The sequence below is a fragment of the Pseudomonas sp. FW300-N1A1 genome, assembly GCF_058789115.1.
On the sequence record NZ_JBYTBK010000015.1, the window covers coordinates 45,523 to 65,085 of the forward strand.

Here is a 19,563-nt window from a genome sequence, read left to right on the forward strand (position 1 = left end):
CTACAAAAGCAATCTTGCTCAAGCCTGGCAATACGTCTCATGCAAATGCCGCCAGAGCATGTCACCTGACGGCCGCTTCTCAATCACCGCCGTCGCCCGGCGATCGGTCAGCACGCCGCTGGCATCCTCTTGCAATTCGCGGTAGCTGACGGTGGCGCCCCGCGCATGCTGGTCGACCCCGCGCAACTCGCTCAGCCTGATGCGCAGGCCCGGACGAGCGCCGCCGAGTGTATCGAACAGTTGGTTCAAGGCCGGGGCATCCAGGGCATTGCCATTGGGTACGATCATCGAGAACTGCGGTGAAAAGCGTGCCAACAGGCGTGTCAGCACGTCTCTATTGCCTGTGCCGCTGAACCACTGCTCGATATCGACGTGGGTCTGGATCACTTCATTGAAGTATTCGCGGTAGTCCTTCATGGGTTTTTCTCCTTGGCAGATTGAGGGGTAAGGTGAGCCAGCAAGGCCGTTGTGTCCAGGCGCAGGACCGCGGGCAAGGGCAGTAGCGTCAGGATTGCGGCGAGCAGAAAGCACAGGGCGAACGCAGCGGGTGAGAAGGGGGTGAGCACACTGAGCACGGAACTCAGGAACGCTGCGCCGAGACAGAAGCTCAGCTGTCGATTGATGTTCCACAGGGCGCTGGCATGGCCCATGTGCGAGGCGCGAGTGTCGAGAAAGGCCAGAGTTTGCGCCGTGCTGCTGCACAGGCTGCCGCCTAGCCCCATCAGGGCATAGGCAAGGATCGGCAACAGTTCCCGGGGGCCTTCGATCAGGGGCAGCAAGGCGATGCCCAGCCCTTGCAGCGCCATGCCGCCGACCAGCAAAGGTTTAGGTCCCAGACGCTGGAACACACGCTTGCCCAGAGTGATGGCAAGTCCCGATGCCACGGCCCAAGGCAGCATGAGCGCCCCGGTCATTGCGGGGCTGAATCCACGGTCGTGCAAATACAGCACAGCGATCAGGCTGGTGCCGATGAATACGCCAGGGACAAACAGGTAGACCACCATCGCTACACGCAACCATTGGCCCTTGAGCAGTTGCAGGTCGAGGAGTGGCGCTGGTTTGCTCCAGCCATCACGTACATACAGCCATCCCAGCACGGTACTGAGTCCCAGCACCCCTAGGCCCGCAATGCGCTGTTCGCGTTCGCTCAACAGGCTCAATGCAACCAGCAACAGGCTGATGGTCGTAGCGCCCAACACTAGACCTCGACCGTCCAGCGTAGTGCGCTGCGGTAATGGCTCATCGGTTCTCAGCCAAAAAATCGCGAGCACCAACGTCAGCAACGCCAGCGGCAGATTGGCGTAGTAGATCCAGCGCCAAGAGAGTGTCTGCACCACCAGCCCGCCTGCCGCGGGCGACAGTGCCGGCACCAATAGGGCGACCAGCATCACCATGGCGGTCAGGTGACTACGCTCGGCGGCCGGAAAGTGTCGATAGGCCAGGGCTTGACCCACCGGGATCAGCAGCCCGCCGCCGAGTCCTTGCAGCAGTCGCCAACCGATCAGCGCCTCGATCGAAGCCGCCTGCGCCGCCAGCCACGAAGCGCTGCCGAACACCATCAGTGAACCGAGGATCAAGCGTCGCTCGCCGACCCTGGCCGCCAGCCACACACTCAGTGGAATGATCAAGGTCAAGCCGAGCATGTAGGCGTTGCTGATCCACGCCAGTTGCGTGACCGAGGCGTGCAGCTCCAGGGCGATGTTCGGCAGGGCGATGTTGCTGGCGAACATGTTCAGCAGGTCGAGGGCAAAGCCCAGCAGGTACACAAGGGTGATTTTCGAGCGATAGGCCATGGCAGCCTCCGGGCAGACAGAGGCGCAGGGTAGAGCGTTCATCGGGTTGGAAAAACGTCGTCCCGGCTGTTAGTTTGTCAAAAATATTTTGACAAAGGATCACTGCACTATGGTCAGCCTGGACCGTTTCGACACCTTCAAGGCCGTGGTCGAAGCCGGATCGTTGACGGCCGCGGCAGACTTGCTGGGCCAGACCCGCGCGGTGGTCAGTTTCAACCTCAAGCGCCTGGAGTCTGAGCTGGGCGTCACCTTGCTGACGCGCAACACCCGCCAATTGGCGTTGACCGATGCCGGCGAGCGGTTTTATCAGCGCTGCCTGCGCACCCTTGATGAAGCGCAACTGGCCATTGAAGAGGCCCGCTCGGAGCACACTCAGCTCAAGGGCACCCTGCGCCTGACCACCACGGTCGAATACGCCTTGGCCAAGGTGGTGCCGGCGCTGCAGGCATTTGCTGCCTTGCACCCTGACCTGAATGTCCACTTGTCCACGTCATCGACACACGCCGACCTGATCTCCGAGCGCTTTGACCTGGCCATTCGCCTGGGGCGCATGCTCGACTCCAACCTGCGGGCGGTGCAGCTCTCGACCTTCGAGATTTTCGCCGTGGCAGCGCCGGCGCTGATTGCCCGGCATGCCGAAGTCGTGACGCTGGCGGACCTGGAGCGGCTGCCCATGCTGGGGCATGCGCGGGTGACGGAGTTGAGCGTGACGGATGCCTCGGGTAGTGAGCGGCTGTACCTGCCGGGGCCCGATAACACCACGATAGTGACCGACAGCGCCGCCACCTTGCGCGCGTTCGCCCTGTCCGGGCATGGCGTGGCCATCCTGCCGCAATGGTTGATTCAGGACGACCTTGATGGCGGCCGCCTGGCGCGGTTGCTGCCTGATCATCACTTCGCCCGGCAAGGGGTCTACGCGTTGTATCCGGATACCCGGCATTTGCCACTCAAGGTGCGGGCGTTCATTGATTTCATGAAGGACCGGCAAGCGGATTGAACAACCTGGCGCTTTCGCGGCCTCAGAGCTGTTCGCGCAAGCCAAAGCGCTTCATCAACCCCGACTCCAGCAAGCCCTTGGGCAGCAACCCCGCCAGCAGCGGCAGTGCCCGGCTGCCATTGCCCAGACGCAGCAAGCGTGGGGGTGTGTTCTGCTGCGCGGCCTTGAGCAGGCCGGCAGCGAACTCGGCGGCCGGTGTCGGGTGGTCCTGGGACGCCCTGGCCCGGGCACGGATGCCTTCGCGCAGCGGCCACCACGGCGATTGCTCGCTGATCAACTGTTCGGCTTCATGCCCGGCGTTCCTGGCGAAACTCGACGCGATGGCGCCAGGTTGAACTTCCATCACCCGAATGCCGAACGGCGCCAACTCCATGCGCAGGGCATCGCTCAAGGCATGCACCGCAGCCTTGGAGGCGCAGTAGGCGCCTGCGAACGGCGTCACCAGCACGCCGGAGACACTGCCGATGTTCACCACCAGGCCCTTGGCGCGCCGTAGTACCGGAAACATCGCACGAGTGACGCCGACCACGGCGAATACATTGGTCTCGAACTGGCGTTGCATGGCCGGCACACCACCATCGAGCAAGGGCCCCATGGCGCCATAACCGGCATTGTTGATCAGCACATCCAGGCCGCCATGCTGCTGGTTGATGCGCTCGCTCAACTGTTCGAGGGCCACACCGTCATTGACGTCCAGTTGCACGGCGGTGAAGCCGGCCGCCGCCAGTGTCACCACGTCTTCGGTCTTGCGTGCACTGGCCCAGACCTCGAAACCGGCCGCTTTGAAGGCATCGGCCAAGGCGCGGCCAATGCCGCTGGAACAACCGGTGATTAACGCAACAGGCATGGCGCGGTCCTTGTGCAGCGAGAGGAATTGGGGGAATCAGTCGGAGAAACTACCTTGCAAACGCTCGGCGCGAAACTCCAGGGTTTGTGGGCGATAGCCGGGACGCAGCGGTGGCATCGGTAAACAGTCTTCCCAGCTCGCGCCGGCCTGCAATTCGCCTGGGCCTCGGTAGCGTGGCGCGGTGTATTGGTTGTCGGCCAGATTGACCGTATCGCCCGGCGCATAAGCGGCGATCCGCCAGCGCAGTTCGGTCAGCGGCACATCGTTGCCGTTGTTCATTTTCAGCAGCAGCGGGCGATCTGCCGGGCAACGTTCCGGTGCGTAGGTGATACGCAACTCCAGGCGTGCCAGTTGCTGGGCCTCGCGGTTGTCTAGCCATACCACCCAGGCGGCCACCATGCCCAGCCCGAGCGCCGCCGCCAACGACACCGGCATGGCCTTGGCCGGGTAGCGCAGCAACAGGACCAGCCAGGTAATGACCAGCAGAACGCCGATGAACATGACGCTTAACCTCAGGAGGGAATAGCACCATCGTACCTAAGCGTAGATGGGATTGACCATGGGCGAGCATCAGCGTGGGAGCGATAAGGCAAAAAGCCCCCACCCAACCGGCTGCGGATAGGGGACGCAGTCGGCTGGACGGGGGCTTCTTGTTTCAGCGATTGATCACTGGGCGATGGTCTTTATCGACACTCCCCGCTCAATCGGCGTCGAGCGACCATAGATGTCTTCGAACCGTTCGATATCGTCCTCACCCAGGTAGCTGCCCGATTGCACTTCGATGATCTCGAGCGGAATCTTGCCCGGGTTGCGCAGACGGTGGACCGAGGCGATCGGGATGTAGGTCGACTGGTTTTCGGTGAGCAGGAACACGTTTTCGTCGCAGGTCACTTCCGCGGTGCCACTGACCACGATCCAGTGTTCGGCGCGGTGGTGGTGCATCTGCAATGACAGGCAGGCACCCGGCTTGACCGAGATGCGCTTGACCTGGAAGCGGCCACCCATGTCCACCGAATCGTAGGAACCCCACGGACGGTAGACCTCACAGTGGTTCTGGGTTTCGCTGCGGCCCTGTTCGTTGAGGGTGTTGACCATCTGCTTGACGCCTTGGACCTTGTCCTTGTGGGCGATCATCATGGCGTCCTTGGTTTCGACCACCACGATGTTCTCAAGGCCGATCACCGACACCAGTTTGCCGTTGCCATGGATCATGCAGTTGCGGCTGTCCTGGATCACCACATCGCCCTTGCAGACGTTGCCGTTGGCATCTTTCTCATGCACGTCCCACAACGATGACCAGCAACCCACATCGCTCCAGCCGGCGGTCAGTGGCACCACGCAGGCACGCTGGGTCTTTTCCATCACCGCGTAGTCGATGGAATTGTCGGGGCAGCAGGCGAAGGTGGCTTCGTCGAACGTGACGGAGTCGGCGTCCTGATGGCTACGCTCAAGGGTCAGCAGGCAGGTGTCATAGATATCCGGATCGTGCTTCTTCAGCTCTTCGAGGAAGCGACTGGCGCGGAACAGGAACATGCCGCTGTTCCAGAAATAGCCGCCGGCCTGGACGAACTCGGTGGCGCGCTTGACGTCGGGTTTTTCGACGAAGTGCGAGACTCGGCTGACGCCTTCGGGCAGCAGCGCGTCGTTGGTGGACTTGATATAGCCGTAACCGGTTTCCGGTTTGGTCGCCGGTACACCGAACAACACCATCTCGCCGCGCTCGGCGGCGACGGTGGCCAGGGCCAGGGCACGTTGCAGGGCTTTCTGGTCTTCCAGCACGTGGTCGGCCGGCAGCACCAGCATCAGTTCGTCACGACCTTCATTGACCAGCATCATCGCCGTCAGCGCTACCGCCGGCGCGGTGTTGCGCCCGAAGGGTTCCATGAGGATGCGCTGGGCTTGCAGATTGCGGTTGCCCAGTTGCTCGTTGACGATGAAGCGGTGGTCCTTGTTGCAGACCACGATCGGGGTGTCCATGCCGTCGAACACCAAGCGCTCCAGGGTTTGCTGGAACAGGGTGTGTTCACCGGTCAGGGCCAGGAACTGCTTGGGGAATTGTTTGCGTGAAAGCGGCCAAAGACGTGAGCCGCTACCACCGGACAAGATCACTGGAATCATGGTGTTACTCCTTGAAAATCGTTTGGTTAGAGCTACCGCGTTCTGTCGCTTCACTCTTGTTTTTGTCTCGTATCCGAATTGACGCCTCGGTCCACTGTGGGAGCGGGCTTGCTCGCGAAGGCGGTGTATCAGTCGACATCAATGCTGAATGTCAGACCTCTTTCGCGAGCAAGCCCGCTCCCACTGGGGGATGCGTCAATCCGGAAAATTCATCAGCGGGTCGACACCGGGCGTTTCACCCACACCGGCGACAGGCTGCTGCCGCTTCCGGTGACGTACAGCACCGCCGCTTCACCGCGCTCCAGTGCTACGGGCTTCACGTCGCCGACTTTCTGCTCGCCGTCATACAACGCCAGGCTGACTTTCACCGGATTGATTTCACGTTCGCCACGGCCCTTGGCGGCAACGCTCTTGACCACCTCGGTCTTGCCGTCGGCGGTCTTCAGGGTCAGGGCCTTGTCACTGAGGTTCTGCACCCGCACCAGGGATTTCTGCTTGTTCTTGAACGGTGGTTCTTCGATCAGTTGGGGTTGGCCGCTGGCGTTGTTGACCAGGGTGTAATAGTGATCGGCCGCCAGTTTCACCGGCAGGGTCTGGCTGCCGACCTTGGCGCTGTAGTCGCCACCGGGCATGAAGCTGAAGTCGCTGCTGGCCAGTGGCGCGACATCGCTCAGACTGGTGCTGCCGACCGTGGCGCTGACTTCAGCGTTGCTGGCGTTGTAGATACGCACGAAGCTCGAGCCTTTCGGCGCGGTCGGGCCGTAGAGCGCGGCGTCACCGGCGGCGAAGGCCTGCATCGACAGGGCACTCATGCCCGCGACGAGTGCCAGGGTTTTAGCGAGACGGCGAGGAGTTGTAGTGAAAGTCATGGTGTACCTCTCTTTCAGTTTTGCGCCCGGTCGGGCGTCTCGGATTTGCTGTTGATGGCTACGTTTTGTTGGCGGGCACCGGCTTGTTTGAGCGCGGCGACCCACTGCGGGTCGGCGTCGCCGATTTCGTTGTTCACCGGCAGATATCGTTCAGGGAACTCCCAGATCAGCACTTGCGGCGGGCTGTTCTTGAAGGCGTCGCTTTTCAGGTAGCTGAGCATCGGCAGAATCGGGCCGTGACCGTCTTCGGCGTAATTGACCACATCGCTGTGCAGCGCCTGCTTGAGCGCACCGACAAAGTTCCAGTCGGGATTGGCGCTGTAGCTGGTACCGATCAGTGCGACCGGTACTTCGGTGTCGGCAAACAGTGCGCCATCACCGGCAGACGGATCTTCAACCGCCAGGGTGCGGCGCTTCTGCAAGGCCTCGGTGGCCGGCATCAGGTTTTCGAACAGCGGGTCCAGCGGCAGGAACAGGCGCAGGTCGCCCTTGTGGCTGACGTTCTCCGTGGTCTCGGTGACGAAGCGCTGTGGCGGGCCACTGAGCGGCGTCTTGTCGGCAATGGTCCTGGCCAATTGCTCGGCGGCGATTTGTGCGCCCTCCGGGGTCCAGTGGGTATCGGTACGCAGGAACACGTGCTGACCATTCTGCTTGGCTTGCTTGAACGGCCCCAGCAGGTCGGGAGCGAGGATCCGGTCGGCGGCCAGGCGGTTGTGGAAGTCCTTGTAGAGATCGGCGTGGATGCTGGCCGGTTTAACCTCGGCCAGGTGTTCCGGGTACAGGCGAACCTTGGCTGGAACCACCGCCATCACCAGCTGCACGCCGCTGGCCTTGAGGGTCTGGCGCACGCCTTCGACCAGCGCGTAGTTGCCTTGCAGGTTCAGCTCTTCGTTGACGATCGGGTGGAACTCTTCATCGCTGTACAGCCACTGGTCGCGACCGAGCACCACGCCCGGACGACCTTCGTTGAAGAGCTTGAAGTCCAGGGCCGCCCACAGGTTGGTGCCCAGGCGCTTGATCGGGAACTGGTCGTCGTAATGGGTTTCCACGGCCTTGGCCCAGCGACCGTTGAGCACGGTGGCATCGGGGTTGGTGTTGAAGCCGAAGAAGCTGCGCACCGACCACAGGCCCAGGACCATCAGGGTCACCAGGAACAGGGCGATGTAGAACAGACGTAATGAGCGGGTCATGGTCAGATCCCTCAGAACTGGAAGTAAAGGAACGGCGAGAAGCTTTGCGCCGAGAGTTTGAGAATCGAAGCAATGAACAGCAGCAGCACCAGTGCGCGCATCACGTAACGCGACCCGTCAGCCGTCCAGTAGGCGGGTTGCACCTGGGCTTCGACACCAGCGGTGTAGCCAGGCGCGTGGATGCTTGCCGGGTTATCCCCAGGTACGGCTTTGATCAGGCCCGGTTGGGCGGCGGCCGGGCCATCGGCATCGACGCTCACCGCAGGCTTGGTCTTGACCGGTGGCTGGTTGCTGTAGAAGTCGCGCAGGCCGAAGAACGCCAGGGTCACGTAAGCCACGATCAGGGTCGCGACTTGCAGGCCGGTGAGGCTGGCCTGATTGAGCTCCGAGAGCGACCAGTCGCTGAAGCTGAACATGGCGCCGTACATGCGACCGGCGACGTGCAGGTTCTCGGCGCGGAAGATCACCCAGCCCATCACCACCAGCAGGAAGGTCAGGGCCCAGCGCACCGGATTGAAACTGCGTGGCGAGGTGTTGAGGCCGATGGCTTTTTCAATCGCCAGCCACATGCCGTGCCACGCGCCCCAGACGATGTAAGTGATGTTGGCGCCGTGCCACAGGCCACCGAGCAACATGGTCAGGAACAGGTTGCGGTAAGTGACCAACGTGCCTTTGCGGTTACCGCCCAGGGTGATGTACAGGTAGTCCCGCAGCCAGGTGGACAGGCTGATGTGCCAGCGCCGCCAGAACTCGGTGATTGACTGGCTGATGTACGGCTGCTTGAAGTTTTCCATGAAGCGGAAACCCATCATCAGCCCCAGGCCGATGGCCATGTCGCTGTAGCCGGAGAAGTCGAAGTACAGCTGTGCGGTGTAGGCCAGCGCACCGAGCCAGGCATCCCCCGTGGTCGGGTTTTGCAGGGCGAAGCAATGGTCGGCGACCACCGCCAGGGTGTCGGCGATGAACACCTTCTTGATGAAGCCCTGCATGAACCGTGTGCAGCCCTCGGAGAATTTGTCGAGGGTGTGGGTGCGGTGGTTGAACTGGTCGGCCAGGTCGCGAAAACGCAACACGGGACCGGCGATCAGGTGCGGGAAGATCGCCACGAACGCCGCGAAGTCGATCAGGTTGCGGGTCGCCGGCGTATCGCCACGGTAGACGTCGATGATGTAGCTGATGGACTCGAAGATGTAGAACGAGATCCCGATCGGCAGCAGCACGTGGGTCAGGATGAACGGCTCAAGTCCCACCGAGGTCATCATGGCGTTGATGCTGTCGACGCCGAAGTTGGCGTACTTGAAGTAGCCCAGGATGCACAGGTCGACGGCCACGCCCAGCAGCAGCCAGCGCTGCGCCGGCTTGGTCCTGACGCCGGCGGCGCCGACTTTCAGGCCGATCCAGTAGTTCCACAGCGTGACGGCGGCGAACAACGCCAGGAAGTCCACGCGCCACCAGGCATAGAACACATAGCTGGCGATCAATAGCAGCAGGTTGCGATAGCGTTGCCCGCTCAAGTAGTACAAGCCGAGAAAAATCGGCAAGAACAAAAACAGGAACACGTTGGATGAAAACACCATCCCGGTCTCTCCTTGTTGAACTCACAGTCAAGGGCCAACGGCCCCCCCAAACCCCCCATTGAAAAACCGGGGGCATAACACTCGACTCAAGTCTTGCACTGACCCTGCGTGGGAGCGGGCTTGCTCGCGAAAGCGGTGTGTCAGTCGACATCTTTGGTGAATGTCCGACCGCATTCGCGGGCAAGCCCGCTCCCACAGGGTTTCGTGTTTGTCTTAAGACCCTTTGCCTTTTTCGTTGACCGGGTCATAGACCCTGGTCAGGTCGCCACCCAGGCGGAAGGTCTTGAACGGTTGCATCTGCCGTTTGCGTTTCAGCACATCCGGCGTGCAGGTGTAGAGCGAGCAGTACGGTTCGAGCCAGGCAAACTTCGAGTCGACTTTCAGGTCGGTCATGTCCTGCTCCTTGCCGTTCTTTTTCTCGAAGGCTTCAGGGTCTTTCGCCCCGGCCAGCACCCGCTCACCCAGACGCTTGAGCGCACTGTTGTTTTCCTGGCGCAGGTCGACACCGTTGACCTTGGCGAAGCTGGCGATCATCGCCAGCGGCGGCAGGGCGTAGTTGTGATAGGCCAACGCCCGTTGCTGGCGCTTGAGTTCGTTGGGCAAGAAACCCTGGGCGTCGACCTGGTTGGCGCCGACCTTGAACTCCTTGACCGCCCAGTCGAACAGGTCGCGGCGGTTGGTGGCGACCGAGGTCGCCATCACTGACCAGGCCGCCCAGTACGAGTGGTTGTTGGTTTTATCCAGCGGCAGGTTGTCCCAGTCGCTGACCACCTGGTCGGCCATCTTGCTGAACCAGGCTTCGATCAATTGCGCCTCTTGCGGGTGAGCCGCCAGTGGACGGGAGTCGGAGAACTTCAGACGGATGTAGGACGAGGCCATGCTGCCCAGCGCCCATTTGCGCATCGACTTGCCGGTGTGGTTGAAGTCCTTTGACATCAACGCATCGGCCTTGGCCCAGGCCGTCAACCAGCTGAGGGTGCAGTCGAGCTGTTCCGGGCGACCATCACGCATGAATTGCATCACTTGCTTGCTGGTGCCGCGCTCGATTGCGGTGATGTCGGCGGTGGCGTCGCGAAAGGCTTTTTCCGAGTCCCGGTTCAGGGTCGAACGGGCCTTGTCCGAGCCTTCGTACTTGCTGCGAAATTGCAGGGCTCCGGTGTACGGCGTCGGCACCGCGTCGCAGCCTTCGCCACTGTTGCCGGTCTTGAATTTATCCACAGGCGCAAAATAGCCCTGGGGTGGACGCAGTGCCTCGGCTGCCTGGGCGACCCCGGCGAACATCGCCAGGCTCAGGAGCGTTGGTGCCAACAAGTGTTTCAGCGTCGCAGTGTGCATGGCAGACCTCATTGCCCAAGCTGGGCGGTACGTTGCCCAGCGCTCGGGAATACGTTGCGTTTGCAGATTTTCGCTTCGATTTTTTGCCCCGCAGCGCCCGCTTCCGGGCCCTGGACTTCAAGGGCCAGCAGGTTCTGCGAGGCCCAGTCTTCATCGGTGCGCAATTCAAAGGCGAAGCGACCGTCGGTGTCGGCGGTTTCCGGCTTGTCGATCTTGATGTCCTCGTGGCGACCGTTCATGTACCAGAGGGTGGCTTGCAGGGTTTTCACCGACGGGTCGGCGAAACGAATGTCGACCTGGTGGCTGCTGTTGCGCAGGTCCATGTTCTGGCGGTTGACCATCAACTCGTTCTTGCCGGGCTTGAGCGTGGTGCTGCTGCTCATCAGCGCGTCCTTGCCTTCGCACCCGTTATCGAGCAGCGCCATCATCTGGCGGTAGATGGTTTCCTGGTCCAGGCGATACAACGGCGAGAACTCCCAGATGAGGATTTTCGGTGGGGTCTTCTGGAACTCGTCGCTGCCCAGGTACTGCAGCATCGAGCCTTCCAGGCCGCCACCGGGGAAGGCGACGTTGAGAATGTCGGCACCGATGGCCTCTTCCAGGAACCCGGAGAAGTTGTAGTTCTTGCCGCTGTGGCTGGTGCCGACCAGGGTGATCTGCGGGTTGCCGGCATCGCTGAACAGGTCGCCGTCCGCCGCCTCGCCCTTGGGCTCGGTGGTGAACTGGTCCATGTACTGGATGGCATAACTGGTGCCGCACAGTTGCCCGGCCATGTTGTGCAGGGTGCCGGTCTTGCCCATGCGTCCGGTCTTTTTGGTTTCGAACTCACGCTTGGGAATGTCGGCGAACCCTGGCAGTTGCTTGACCTTCTCAGCGACGATTTTTGCCGTACGTTGGGCGCCGTACGGGGTCCAGTGCTGGTCGCCACGGAAGTAGAAATCGTGGGCGGGCAGGGTCTCAGGCAGTGATTCGTTGGCCAGTGGCGAGAGGTCCGGCACCACGTAGCCCATCTCGGCAAACCGCCCGAGCATGGTCTGGTAGTTTTTCAGCGCCTTGTCGTAATCGAACGCGGCCTTTTCCTCGGGGTTGAGTTTGTTGCGGTTCACCAGGCCACGGGTCGGCTGGTAGACCACCACCAGTTCAATGCCTTTGCTCTTGAACGCATCGTGCAGTTGCTTGAGGCGGCGGTAGCCTTCGGCTGTGGTAGTGAATTCGGTGCGCAGGTCTTCCCGGGTACGGAACAACCAGTCGCCTTGCGCCTGCACCAGGGTGGTGAAGTTTTGCTGATAGCGGGTGGTGTAGTTTTTCGCGTCGTGGGCCTCGGGGCACAGGTTGCAGCACGGCTCGGCGGTAAAGGCCGGGGCCTTGCCATCGTCCGCGCTGGCCGCAAGGCTGGCAGTGAACATGGCCGCGGTCAGGCCAGTGAGGCTGAACAGTTTGATCAGATGTGGCTTCATGAATGTCATCCTCAGTCGCGCAGGTCGGTCTGGCGTTCGACGGGGTCGATCAGCACGGCTTTTTGCTGGCGCACCAACAGGTCGAGGATTTCGTCCTGGCGTTCGCCCAGGATCCCCGAGAAGCTGATGCCACTGGATTTGGTCGGGGCAAGCATCGACACCCGGTACAGCTCGACGCTCAACGGCGAATCGATGGACATCGGTCCGCTGCCGTTGGCCGCCAGTTCACCGCCGACCACGATCAGCGACACCTGGGCATCGAACGGGTCGAGCTTGATGTCACGGTCGGTGTCGCTCAGGTCCTTGATGTGGCCGTAGACGCCGGTCAGGCCGTTGGCCATGGCGACGTTTTCGTAGAGACGAATGTTCACGCTGTTACGAATACGAATGCCGTGGCGCTGGTTGCTGATCACCTTGTTGCCCCACAGCAGGTTATCGGCACTCTCGTAGAGGGTGATGCCGTCGGTGTGGTTGCGGTAGATCTCGTTGTAGGCGATCAGGTTGTTGACGCTGTTACGGTCGATCACCAGCCCTGACAACTTGTTGTCGTAGCTGCGGTTGTTGAAGATGAAGCTGTCATTCACTTCACGGGAAATGATGATGCCGTGCTTCTTCTTCGTGCCATGGACGGTGTTGTCCGCGATGATCAGGCCATGGGAACGGTCGTGGGGGTCGATGCCGTAGACGATGTTGTCGCGGTAGGTGTTGCCCTTGACCACGAAGTCCCGGGTCTCATAGCAGTAGAAGCCGTACCACATGTCCGAGAACTCGGAACCGATGATCCAGCCAGTCGGTTCCGGGCGCTTGAGCACCTTGGCCATGTTGGGCGTGTACTGGGAAATACTCACCCCGTAGGACTTACTGTTGGCGTAGCCGAAGCTGGCCATCTTGCTGTTGACGATGTACGTCTGGGTGCCACCCCAGGCCAGCAGGAACGGGCGGAACTCCTTGGGCGAGCGGAAGCTCGCCGGGCCGTTTTCCTTCTCGCGCCAGCCGGTGATTTTCGTGTCGCGCACGAACAACTGACCGTCGTTGACCAGGAACGAACCGGCCTCTTCGGACAGGCGCAACTCCTGGGTCTGCTGGTCGATGTCGAGGATGCCCTTGGCCCCGACCACGATCGGCAACCTGGCCAGGAACACGCCCGGTGCCGTTTCGCTGAAGTACTGCTTGGGCAGTGTCTTGGCCAGGTCCTTGAGGTTCAGGTAGCCGTCGTCGATAAAGATCGCCTGGGGGATGCCGTGTTGACGCACCACCCATTCGGCCATCTTGTTATCGCCGCCGATGAAGTCCTTCAGCGCGTCTTCCTGCATCATCCGCCGCACGCTGACCTTGCCGACCTTGCTGCGCACGATCTTCGCCTCGACCGCTTGCGCGGTATAGCCGGACAGGTCGGGCAAGGTCGGCGCCGCCAGTTCCAGTGGCGCGGTCGGTGCGCTGCTGACGGTGTAGGTCTTGGCCTGCTGCAGTTCCTTGGCCAGGGTCACCGGCTTGCCTTTCTGGACAGGCGCGGCAGGCTCGACGGCGGCGAATGCTGCGTGACTGGCCAGCAGCAACGCAGCAGCCAACAGGCCGAGCGAACGGTTGGTCGCTGGGATGTTCATCCGGGGCACTCCCTTGGCGGCTTGCATCAGAAGTGCCAGATCACGTCGACGAATGCGCGGTGCATGTACGAGTCGACCTGGTTGCCATAGGCGTCGCCCGGTTTGAACACGCCGCCGCGAACGCGCACCAGTGCTGCCGGTTCATCGATCGACTGGCTCAGATTCGCCGGCAGCAAGCCGTGCTTGAAGTACTTGGTGACCACCAGGTCGACTTCCTGGCCGAGGTCTTTATTGCCGTCTTCCAGTGGCAGCGAGGTGCTGGACAGCAGGGCGCCGGTGACGTCGTCGTAGTTGTTTTCCACGGCATTGATGCCGTTGCTGCCGACCGGCTTGTTGCCGTCGACACGCCAGAACTTGTGGTAGACCAGGCTGGCGTCGTAGTCGTCCTGGAGCATCCAGGAGCCGAACAGGGTGGCGCTCTGCATGTTGTTCATCTCGCCACGGAACGCCTCGCCAAAACGGTGAACCCGTGAGCGCGTGCCGGTGTAGTTGGAGCGGTTGCTTTGCAGGCCGTTCTGTTCGTAATCGCTGCTGGCGCGGGCATAGGCCGCACCGACTTGCCATTGCGGATCAAGGCGCAGACGCACCCCCAGGTCCGTGGCCCAGCCGTCGACGTCGCCGCTGCGCTTGGCATCGACCGGCTGGCTGCCATCGGCATTGAGCGGGTTGACGGTGTCACGATCGCCGGTCATGCCGGTGATGCTCGCCCAGTAGTTGACTGTGCTGGTGTTGCGCCAGTTATAGGCGTCGCTGTTGGCTTCCAGGCCGACCCAGCTCAGGTCGCCGTTCTGTTTCTTGTCGCTGGCATCAGGCACTTCGCCGGGTGTCGGGTAGTCGAGCTTGCCGTCGTCGTGGGTGTGGTGGGCACGCAGGCCGACCCATTGCCCCGGTGTCCATTGGGTCGCGATATCGCCGTACAGGTGCAGGCGATCCTTGTCCTCGGGTGCCAGCTCGGTCAGGTCGGTACGGTATTCGCTGAAGCGTTCGGCAACGCCGACGTTGGCTTTCAACAGGGTGGTGTCGAAGGTCCAGTTCAGCGCTTCGATATTGGTGTCGCGCCATTGGCCGTCGTCGTTGCGCAGACGCTGGCGACCGAACTTGAGGACCTCGCCGGGGTAGGGGGTCAGGCCGCCGTAGCCGACCCAGAACTCACGCATCGCCAGGTAGTTCTTTTTGCTCTCGCGACCATCGTCGTTGCTGCCCTGGGTGCCCTCAGTGTCGGACTGCTGCAGGGTGTCGGTCTCGATGATGTCGGTGGAGGTCACGGCCTGGCCCATGGCGAAGGCACTCCAGTTGCCGCTTTCGCCGTAGACCCACGGACGCACGTCCAGGCCCACGCCGTTGACGTCGCCGCCAGGCAGCGTGCCCAGGTCGCGGTCGTCCTCGGATTGGCCGGTGATCTTCACGTCCAGGCCGAAGTTCTTGGTGTCAGTCATCGCGGCCAGTGTCGGGCACGACCACAACAGGGCAAAGCTCAGGCCTACCAGACCAGGTGAAAACGTAGCGAGCGAAGGAAAGACAAGGCGAAAACTGGCGAGGACGGAGAGTTTACGTGTTGTAAATGAGCCGTCCGAGCCAGTTTTCAACGCAGTATTTCCGAGCGCAGTAGTTTTCACCTGGCCTGGTATGCCGGCTTTCACGAATGGATTCATATTCATAGGGATTCCTCGCCGTCTTCTGCTTGCAGGGCCTGCGCGGCCATCGGGTTGTGGCTCAAGGCGCCACGCATGGCCTGTTCTTGTCGCAACAGGCGTTGGGCCTCGGCCAGTTGCGCAGGGGGCAGTTGGGCTTCGAGTGTGTTGGCCAGTTCATTGGCTTGAGGGGTGTTCTGGGCCTTGGCCAGTTGGCTGAAGACATAGGCATTGAGCGGGTCGGGCCGGGTGCCCTTGCCTTGGGAGAACAACTGGGCAATGGCGAAGTCGGCACTGTTCTGGCCGTTGCGCGCAGCCGTCAGCAAGTGGTCCAGGGCTTTTTGCGGATAGACCTGGCCCAGGTAACCTCGGCGGTAGATCTGCCCCAGGTAGTAGTCGGCAGCGACTTCCTTGCCCACGGCCTTCTGGAAATGCGCTTCGGCGACCTTGGCGTCGGCCGGTACCCATTTGCCTTCGAAGTAGAGCTTGCCCAACAGCAATTCGGCCCGCGGCTGATCAGCGGCGCGCCCGTTGTCCAGGTAGTGCATCAGCGTGTCGACGTCACCCAGTTCGGGGAAGTCGTAGAGCAACTGTGCCAGGCTGACCCAGGATGCCGGGTAGCCTGGAGCGATCTGCTCCAGCATGGCTTGCGCGGTTTTTTCGTCCGGCTTGCCGAGGCTGGCATCGCTCAGGACCCGGGCGACGCTGTCCATGCGTTGAGCGGACACGGCGCCACGGGCAAACGCGGCGTGCAGTTGCTTGAGCAGTTCTGCCTGTTGCTCGGGCTGGGCACGTTTCTGATAGACCGTGGCCAACTCGACGTAGCAGATGTCGGTGGTGGTGAGTGCGGCTTTGCAGATGCGCTCGACGTCGTCCAGGTGTTGGTCGTACGTGCCCTGTGTGCGATACAGCAGCACCTGGGCCAGACCGGCTTCCGGGTAACCGGCGGTGCGCCACTGACTGATCTGTTGCTGAGCGTTGACCGCGGGGAAGCTGTGGGGATATTGCAGGTACAGCATGGCCAGCGGGATCAGGGTGTTGCCTTCGCCATTGGCGAAGGCCTTTTTCAACAGGCCTTCGGCCTCATGCCGCTCGGCGTCGGTCGACCCCGGCTTGGCCACCAGCAGGCGCCCCAGGCGAGCCTGGGCCCGTGGCGAGATGTCGGCGGCCGCGCGGTAGGTGGCTTCGGCCGCCGTGATCTGGGCCGGGTCACGGCTTTCCACTTGCAGATCGGCCAGGCCAACCTGGGCTTCGCTGTACCCCAGGTCCGCCAGTTGTTTGTAGTTCTGCTGCGCCAGCGCCGTGTCACCGCGTTTCAGGGCTTCATTGGCCAGGCGCTGGTCGGGCAGGCCGGCACAGCCAGCCAGGGCGATTGCCATGGCCAGGGTCAATGGCACCGGCAAGGTTCTGATAGGGCTAGTCACAGGCATGTCCTCTGCTTAAAGACCGGCGGCCATGGCTTTGTCGATCAGCCAGTTCACCGATGGGCCGCGGTCGCTGCTGACTTCCACCGGGCGACCGGCGAAGGTGCTGTTCAGTGGCTCGTCCGGCTTGATCTGCACGCGAATGTCGGACGACAGGTCGGCGCCGTTGAGGCTGGTGCTGCTGATGATCTTGCCGGTGCGCAGGCTGTCGTCGCCGGCCACCTGGAAGTTCACGGAGGTGCCGGGGCGCACGTCGGCGAACTGGCGATAGGAGAAACGGGCCTCGACATTGGCCTCGCTGTTACGCGGCACCAACTGGAAGATCACGTCACCCTTGCTGGCGTACTGACCGTCGGCAACCATCTGCCGGGCCACGGTGCAGTCGCAGGGCGAGGTGAGGGTGCCGGTCATTTGCTTGCCGAACAGTTCTTCAACCTTGGCCGGCTGCAACTGGTCCTGATCCAGATGGCCCTTGAGTACGTCGAGCATGCTGGTGCTGAACGTCGCCAGCGGCGCGCCCTTGGCGGCGACGCCATCGGTCTGGATCAGGCTCTGCACCGTGCCGTCGCGGGGCATGGTCACGTTCATGCCCGGCACATTCACCAGCCCGGCCTGGGCATGGCTGACGAAGTACATGCCATACACCGACTTGAGAATGAACCCGAAGGCTGCCAGGCCCACGACGAAGATCCCGGCGCTGAAGGTCACCGCGCGCAAGCGCCCGAGTGCGCTCATGCCACTGCCGCCGTCCTTGAGCTTGCGCGCCTTGGTGAAGTTGTCCCGTTGCAGGGTCGCCAGCACATCACCCATGGTCACGATGTCACCGGACAGGTGCGAGGTGATCAGGTGACGCAGGGTGGAGATATCCTGTGGCTCCAGGTTCTGGAACTGGCAGCCGGTGCGACCGCTCTGGCGATCGTACGAGCGGACCTGCAATTCGACGTCCATCGCCAGGCCGAGGTTGTCGATCAGGAACTGCAGCCGGGCCTTTTTCACTTCACCGATCTTGAACGGTATCTGCCCGGCGTTGAAGCTCAGGCCACCGGCGGACAAGTCGATCAGGCGTGTCTCCACAGGCGTACGGTCCGGGCCGAAGAAGCGCAGCCTGGCGGGGATTTTGACCCGGGCGTGCTGGCGCTGGGCTTCGGATTCATGCACTACGTTGACGTTCACGGCGGTATTCATAGGGGCGATTTCCTAGTTAATTCAGGCAAGGCGGTCAGACCATCATCAGCAGCACGGCGACGAAAATACTGCCGGCGGAGAAGGTCATGGTCCGAGACGACCAGGTGTTGAACCAACGTTGAAAGCTGGCGAGATCACGGGTCAGGGAAGTGGGCTGGCGAGTCCAGGACTGTTGGTCGAGGCGGAAGAACACGTAGATCTTCACCAGCGCGCCGACGATCTGGTTGTAATAGAGAATGGCCGGGTAGGCCGGGCCGATCCGGTGGCCGGAGCAGGACAGCAGCAGGGTCAGGATCAGGCGGGTGATGCCGATCCACAGCAGGTACACCAGGATGAACGCGGTGCCGTACTTGAAGCTGGCGATCAGCGCCACGGTCAGGCCCAGCAGGGAGGTCCACATCGACACGCGCTGATCGAACAGCACCACCGAGGTGAACGCACCGAGGCGTTTCACCCCAAGGCCGAGGGCCCGGGAGTTCTGCCGCAGGTTGTTGCCGTACCAGCGGAACATCAGCTTGCGACTGGCCTTGATGAAGCTCTTTTCCGGCGGATGCTCGACGGTGTTGATCGCGGCGTCGGGCACGTAGAAGGTGTCGTAGCCCAGGCGCATCAGGCTGAACCAGCTCGACTTGTCGTCGCCGGTGAGGAACTTGAAACGACCCAGGCGCCAGTGTTGCAGCGAGTCGCTTTCCACGTCGGCGATGAATTCCGGGTTGGTGACCACGGTGGCACGGAACACCGACATGCGCCCGGTCATGGTCAACACGCGCTTGGACAGGGCCATCGAGCACATGTTGATGTGACGCTGGGCGAAACGCAGCTTGTGCCATTCGCTCATGATGTAGCCGCCGCGCACTTCGCAGAACTCGTTGGTGGTCAGGCCGCCGACGTTGCCGAACAGCTGGAACCACGGCACGGTCTTGCGCACCGAGCCTTCGCCGAGCACGGTGTCGCCATCGATCACGGCGACCACGGCGCGGTCATCCGGCAGGTGGCGGGAGATGGCGCGGAAACCGTAGGCCAGGCCGTCGCGCTTGCCGGTGCCGGGAATGCGCACGAAGTCGAGCTTGACCCGGGCAGGCGGATTCATCCGGCTCCACAGGCTTTTGACCAGCAGTTCATCGGACATTTCGACGATGGAGCAGACCACGGTGGTCGGCAACTCGCAGTCGATCGCTTCGCGGATCACCGAGCTGTAGACCTGCGCGGTGGTCAGCGCATCGATACGGAAACTGGTGACCATCAGGTACACGTGTGACGGGTCTGCCGTCTTGCCGAGCTTGCGCACTTTGCGCCGCAGGTGCGGGTAGACCACGTAGAGAAACAGCATGCCGCGCACAAAGTGCGTGGCACCCATCGAGTAGCGCCAGATACCCACGGCGCCAATCAGGAAAATGAAGTCCTTCGATTCGGAGTCGAACGTGGACGCGGGTAACGCGAGGGCGAGCCCCATCAGCAAACATAAAAACAACAGCCAACCGGCGGCCTGAAGTAGGCCGTGCTTTAGCCTGTGCATAATCAACATCCGTCGGAGTG

At 62.0% G+C, this 19,563-nt stretch carries 16 protein-coding genes; 1 reads left to right on the top strand and 15 read right to left on the bottom strand.

The genetic code is table 11. The features are described 5' to 3' along the window. Nucleotides 1-18 precede the first annotated feature (18 nt). Together AC3WQN_RS12850 and AC3WQN_RS12855 are read right to left on the bottom strand one after the other, a co-directional pair. Entirely contained in the window at nt 19-417 is a 399-nt protein-coding gene (locus AC3WQN_RS12850; RefSeq protein ID WP_103399875.1) for a DUF4440 domain-containing protein, read from the bottom strand. Then, a complete protein-coding gene (locus tag AC3WQN_RS12855; RefSeq protein WP_103399874.1) occupies nt 414-1,793 on the bottom strand; it encodes an MFS transporter in 1,380 nt (459 codons plus the stop codon). The genes AC3WQN_RS12850 and AC3WQN_RS12855 overlap by 4 nt, the downstream gene beginning before the upstream one ends. A gap of 109 nt (nt 1,794-1,902) precedes the next feature. On the opposite strand from AC3WQN_RS12855, the gene AC3WQN_RS12860 reads away from it, so the two are divergent. Next, complete coding sequence (locus AC3WQN_RS12860; RefSeq protein ID WP_103399873.1) at nt 1,903-2,790, top strand: LysR family transcriptional regulator; 888 nt, start codon at nt 1,903-1,905, stop codon at nt 2,788-2,790. A 22-nt stretch (nt 2,791-2,812) separates the two neighbouring features. Here AC3WQN_RS12860 and AC3WQN_RS12865 read toward each other — a convergent pair whose 3' ends face one another. From AC3WQN_RS12865 to alg8, 13 genes are all read right to left on the bottom strand, one after another. Beyond that, on the bottom strand, nt 2,813-3,637 hold the full coding sequence (locus AC3WQN_RS12865) for an SDR family oxidoreductase (RefSeq protein WP_103399872.1): 825 nt from the start codon (nt 3,635-3,637) through the stop codon (nt 2,813-2,815). Nucleotides 3,638-3,673: 36 nt separating this feature from the next. Beyond that, nucleotides 3,674-4,138: a multidrug transporter gene (locus tag AC3WQN_RS12870; RefSeq protein ID WP_103399871.1), complete on the bottom strand. Its 465-nt coding sequence runs from the start codon at nt 4,136-4,138 to the stop codon at nt 3,674-3,676. 165 nt (nt 4,139-4,303) lie between these two features. After that, nucleotides 4,304-5,755: a mannose-1-phosphate guanylyltransferase/mannose-6-phosphate isomerase gene (locus AC3WQN_RS12875; RefSeq protein ID WP_103399870.1), complete on the bottom strand. Its 1,452-nt coding sequence runs from the start codon at nt 5,753-5,755 to the stop codon at nt 4,304-4,306. A gap of 212 nt (nt 5,756-5,967) precedes the next feature. Continuing rightward, nucleotides 5,968-6,624: an alginate O-acetyltransferase AlgF gene (locus tag AC3WQN_RS12880; protein WP_103399869.1), complete on the bottom strand. Its 657-nt coding sequence runs from the start codon at nt 6,622-6,624 to the stop codon at nt 5,968-5,970. A gap of 14 nt (nt 6,625-6,638) precedes the next feature. Then, nucleotides 6,639-7,814 carry an alginate O-acetyltransferase gene (locus AC3WQN_RS12885; RefSeq protein ID WP_103399868.1) on the bottom strand — a complete coding sequence of 392 codons (1,176 nt, stop codon included), beginning with the start codon at nt 7,812-7,814 and terminating at the stop codon, nt 6,639-6,641. Between the two features lie 11 nt (nt 7,815-7,825). After that, entirely contained in the window at nt 7,826-9,391 is a 1,566-nt protein-coding gene (locus AC3WQN_RS12890; protein WP_103399867.1) for an MBOAT family O-acyltransferase, read from the bottom strand. Nucleotides 9,392-9,604: 213 nt separating this feature from the next. After that, a complete protein-coding gene (locus AC3WQN_RS12895) occupies nt 9,605-10,726 on the bottom strand; it encodes a mannuronate-specific alginate lyase (protein WP_103399866.1) in 1,122 nt (373 codons plus the stop codon). Nucleotides 10,727-10,734: 8 nt separating this feature from the next. Beyond that, nucleotides 10,735-12,183 (bottom strand): alginate O-acetyltransferase, encoded by a 1,449-nt coding sequence (locus tag AC3WQN_RS12900; protein WP_103399865.1) that lies wholly within the window; start codon nt 12,181-12,183, stop codon nt 10,735-10,737. A gap of 11 nt (nt 12,184-12,194) precedes the next feature. Next, entirely contained in the window at nt 12,195-13,814 is a 1,620-nt protein-coding gene (gene algG / locus AC3WQN_RS12905) for a mannuronan 5-epimerase AlgG (RefSeq protein WP_103399864.1), read from the bottom strand. Beyond that, on the bottom strand, nt 13,814-15,274 hold the full coding sequence (locus tag AC3WQN_RS12910) for an alginate export family protein (protein ID WP_256587255.1): 1,461 nt from the start codon (nt 15,272-15,274) through the stop codon (nt 13,814-13,816). Before AC3WQN_RS12910 ends, algG begins: the two co-directional genes overlap by 1 nt. A 167-nt stretch (nt 15,275-15,441) precedes the next feature. Continuing rightward, on the bottom strand, nt 15,442-16,848 hold the full coding sequence (gene algK / locus AC3WQN_RS12915; protein ID WP_103399862.1) for an alginate biosynthesis TPR repeat lipoprotein AlgK: 1,407 nt from the start codon (nt 16,846-16,848) through the stop codon (nt 15,442-15,444). 9 nt (nt 16,849-16,857) lie between these two features. Beyond that, entirely contained in the window at nt 16,858-18,027 is a 1,170-nt protein-coding gene (locus AC3WQN_RS12920) for an alginate biosynthesis protein Alg44 (RefSeq protein WP_103399861.1), read from the bottom strand. Between the two features lie 34 nt (nt 18,028-18,061). Next, a complete protein-coding gene (alg8, locus tag AC3WQN_RS12925; protein ID WP_371918495.1) occupies nt 18,062-19,543 on the bottom strand; it encodes a mannuronan synthase in 1,482 nt (493 codons plus the stop codon). Between the last annotated feature and the right edge of the window lie 20 nt (nt 19,544-19,563).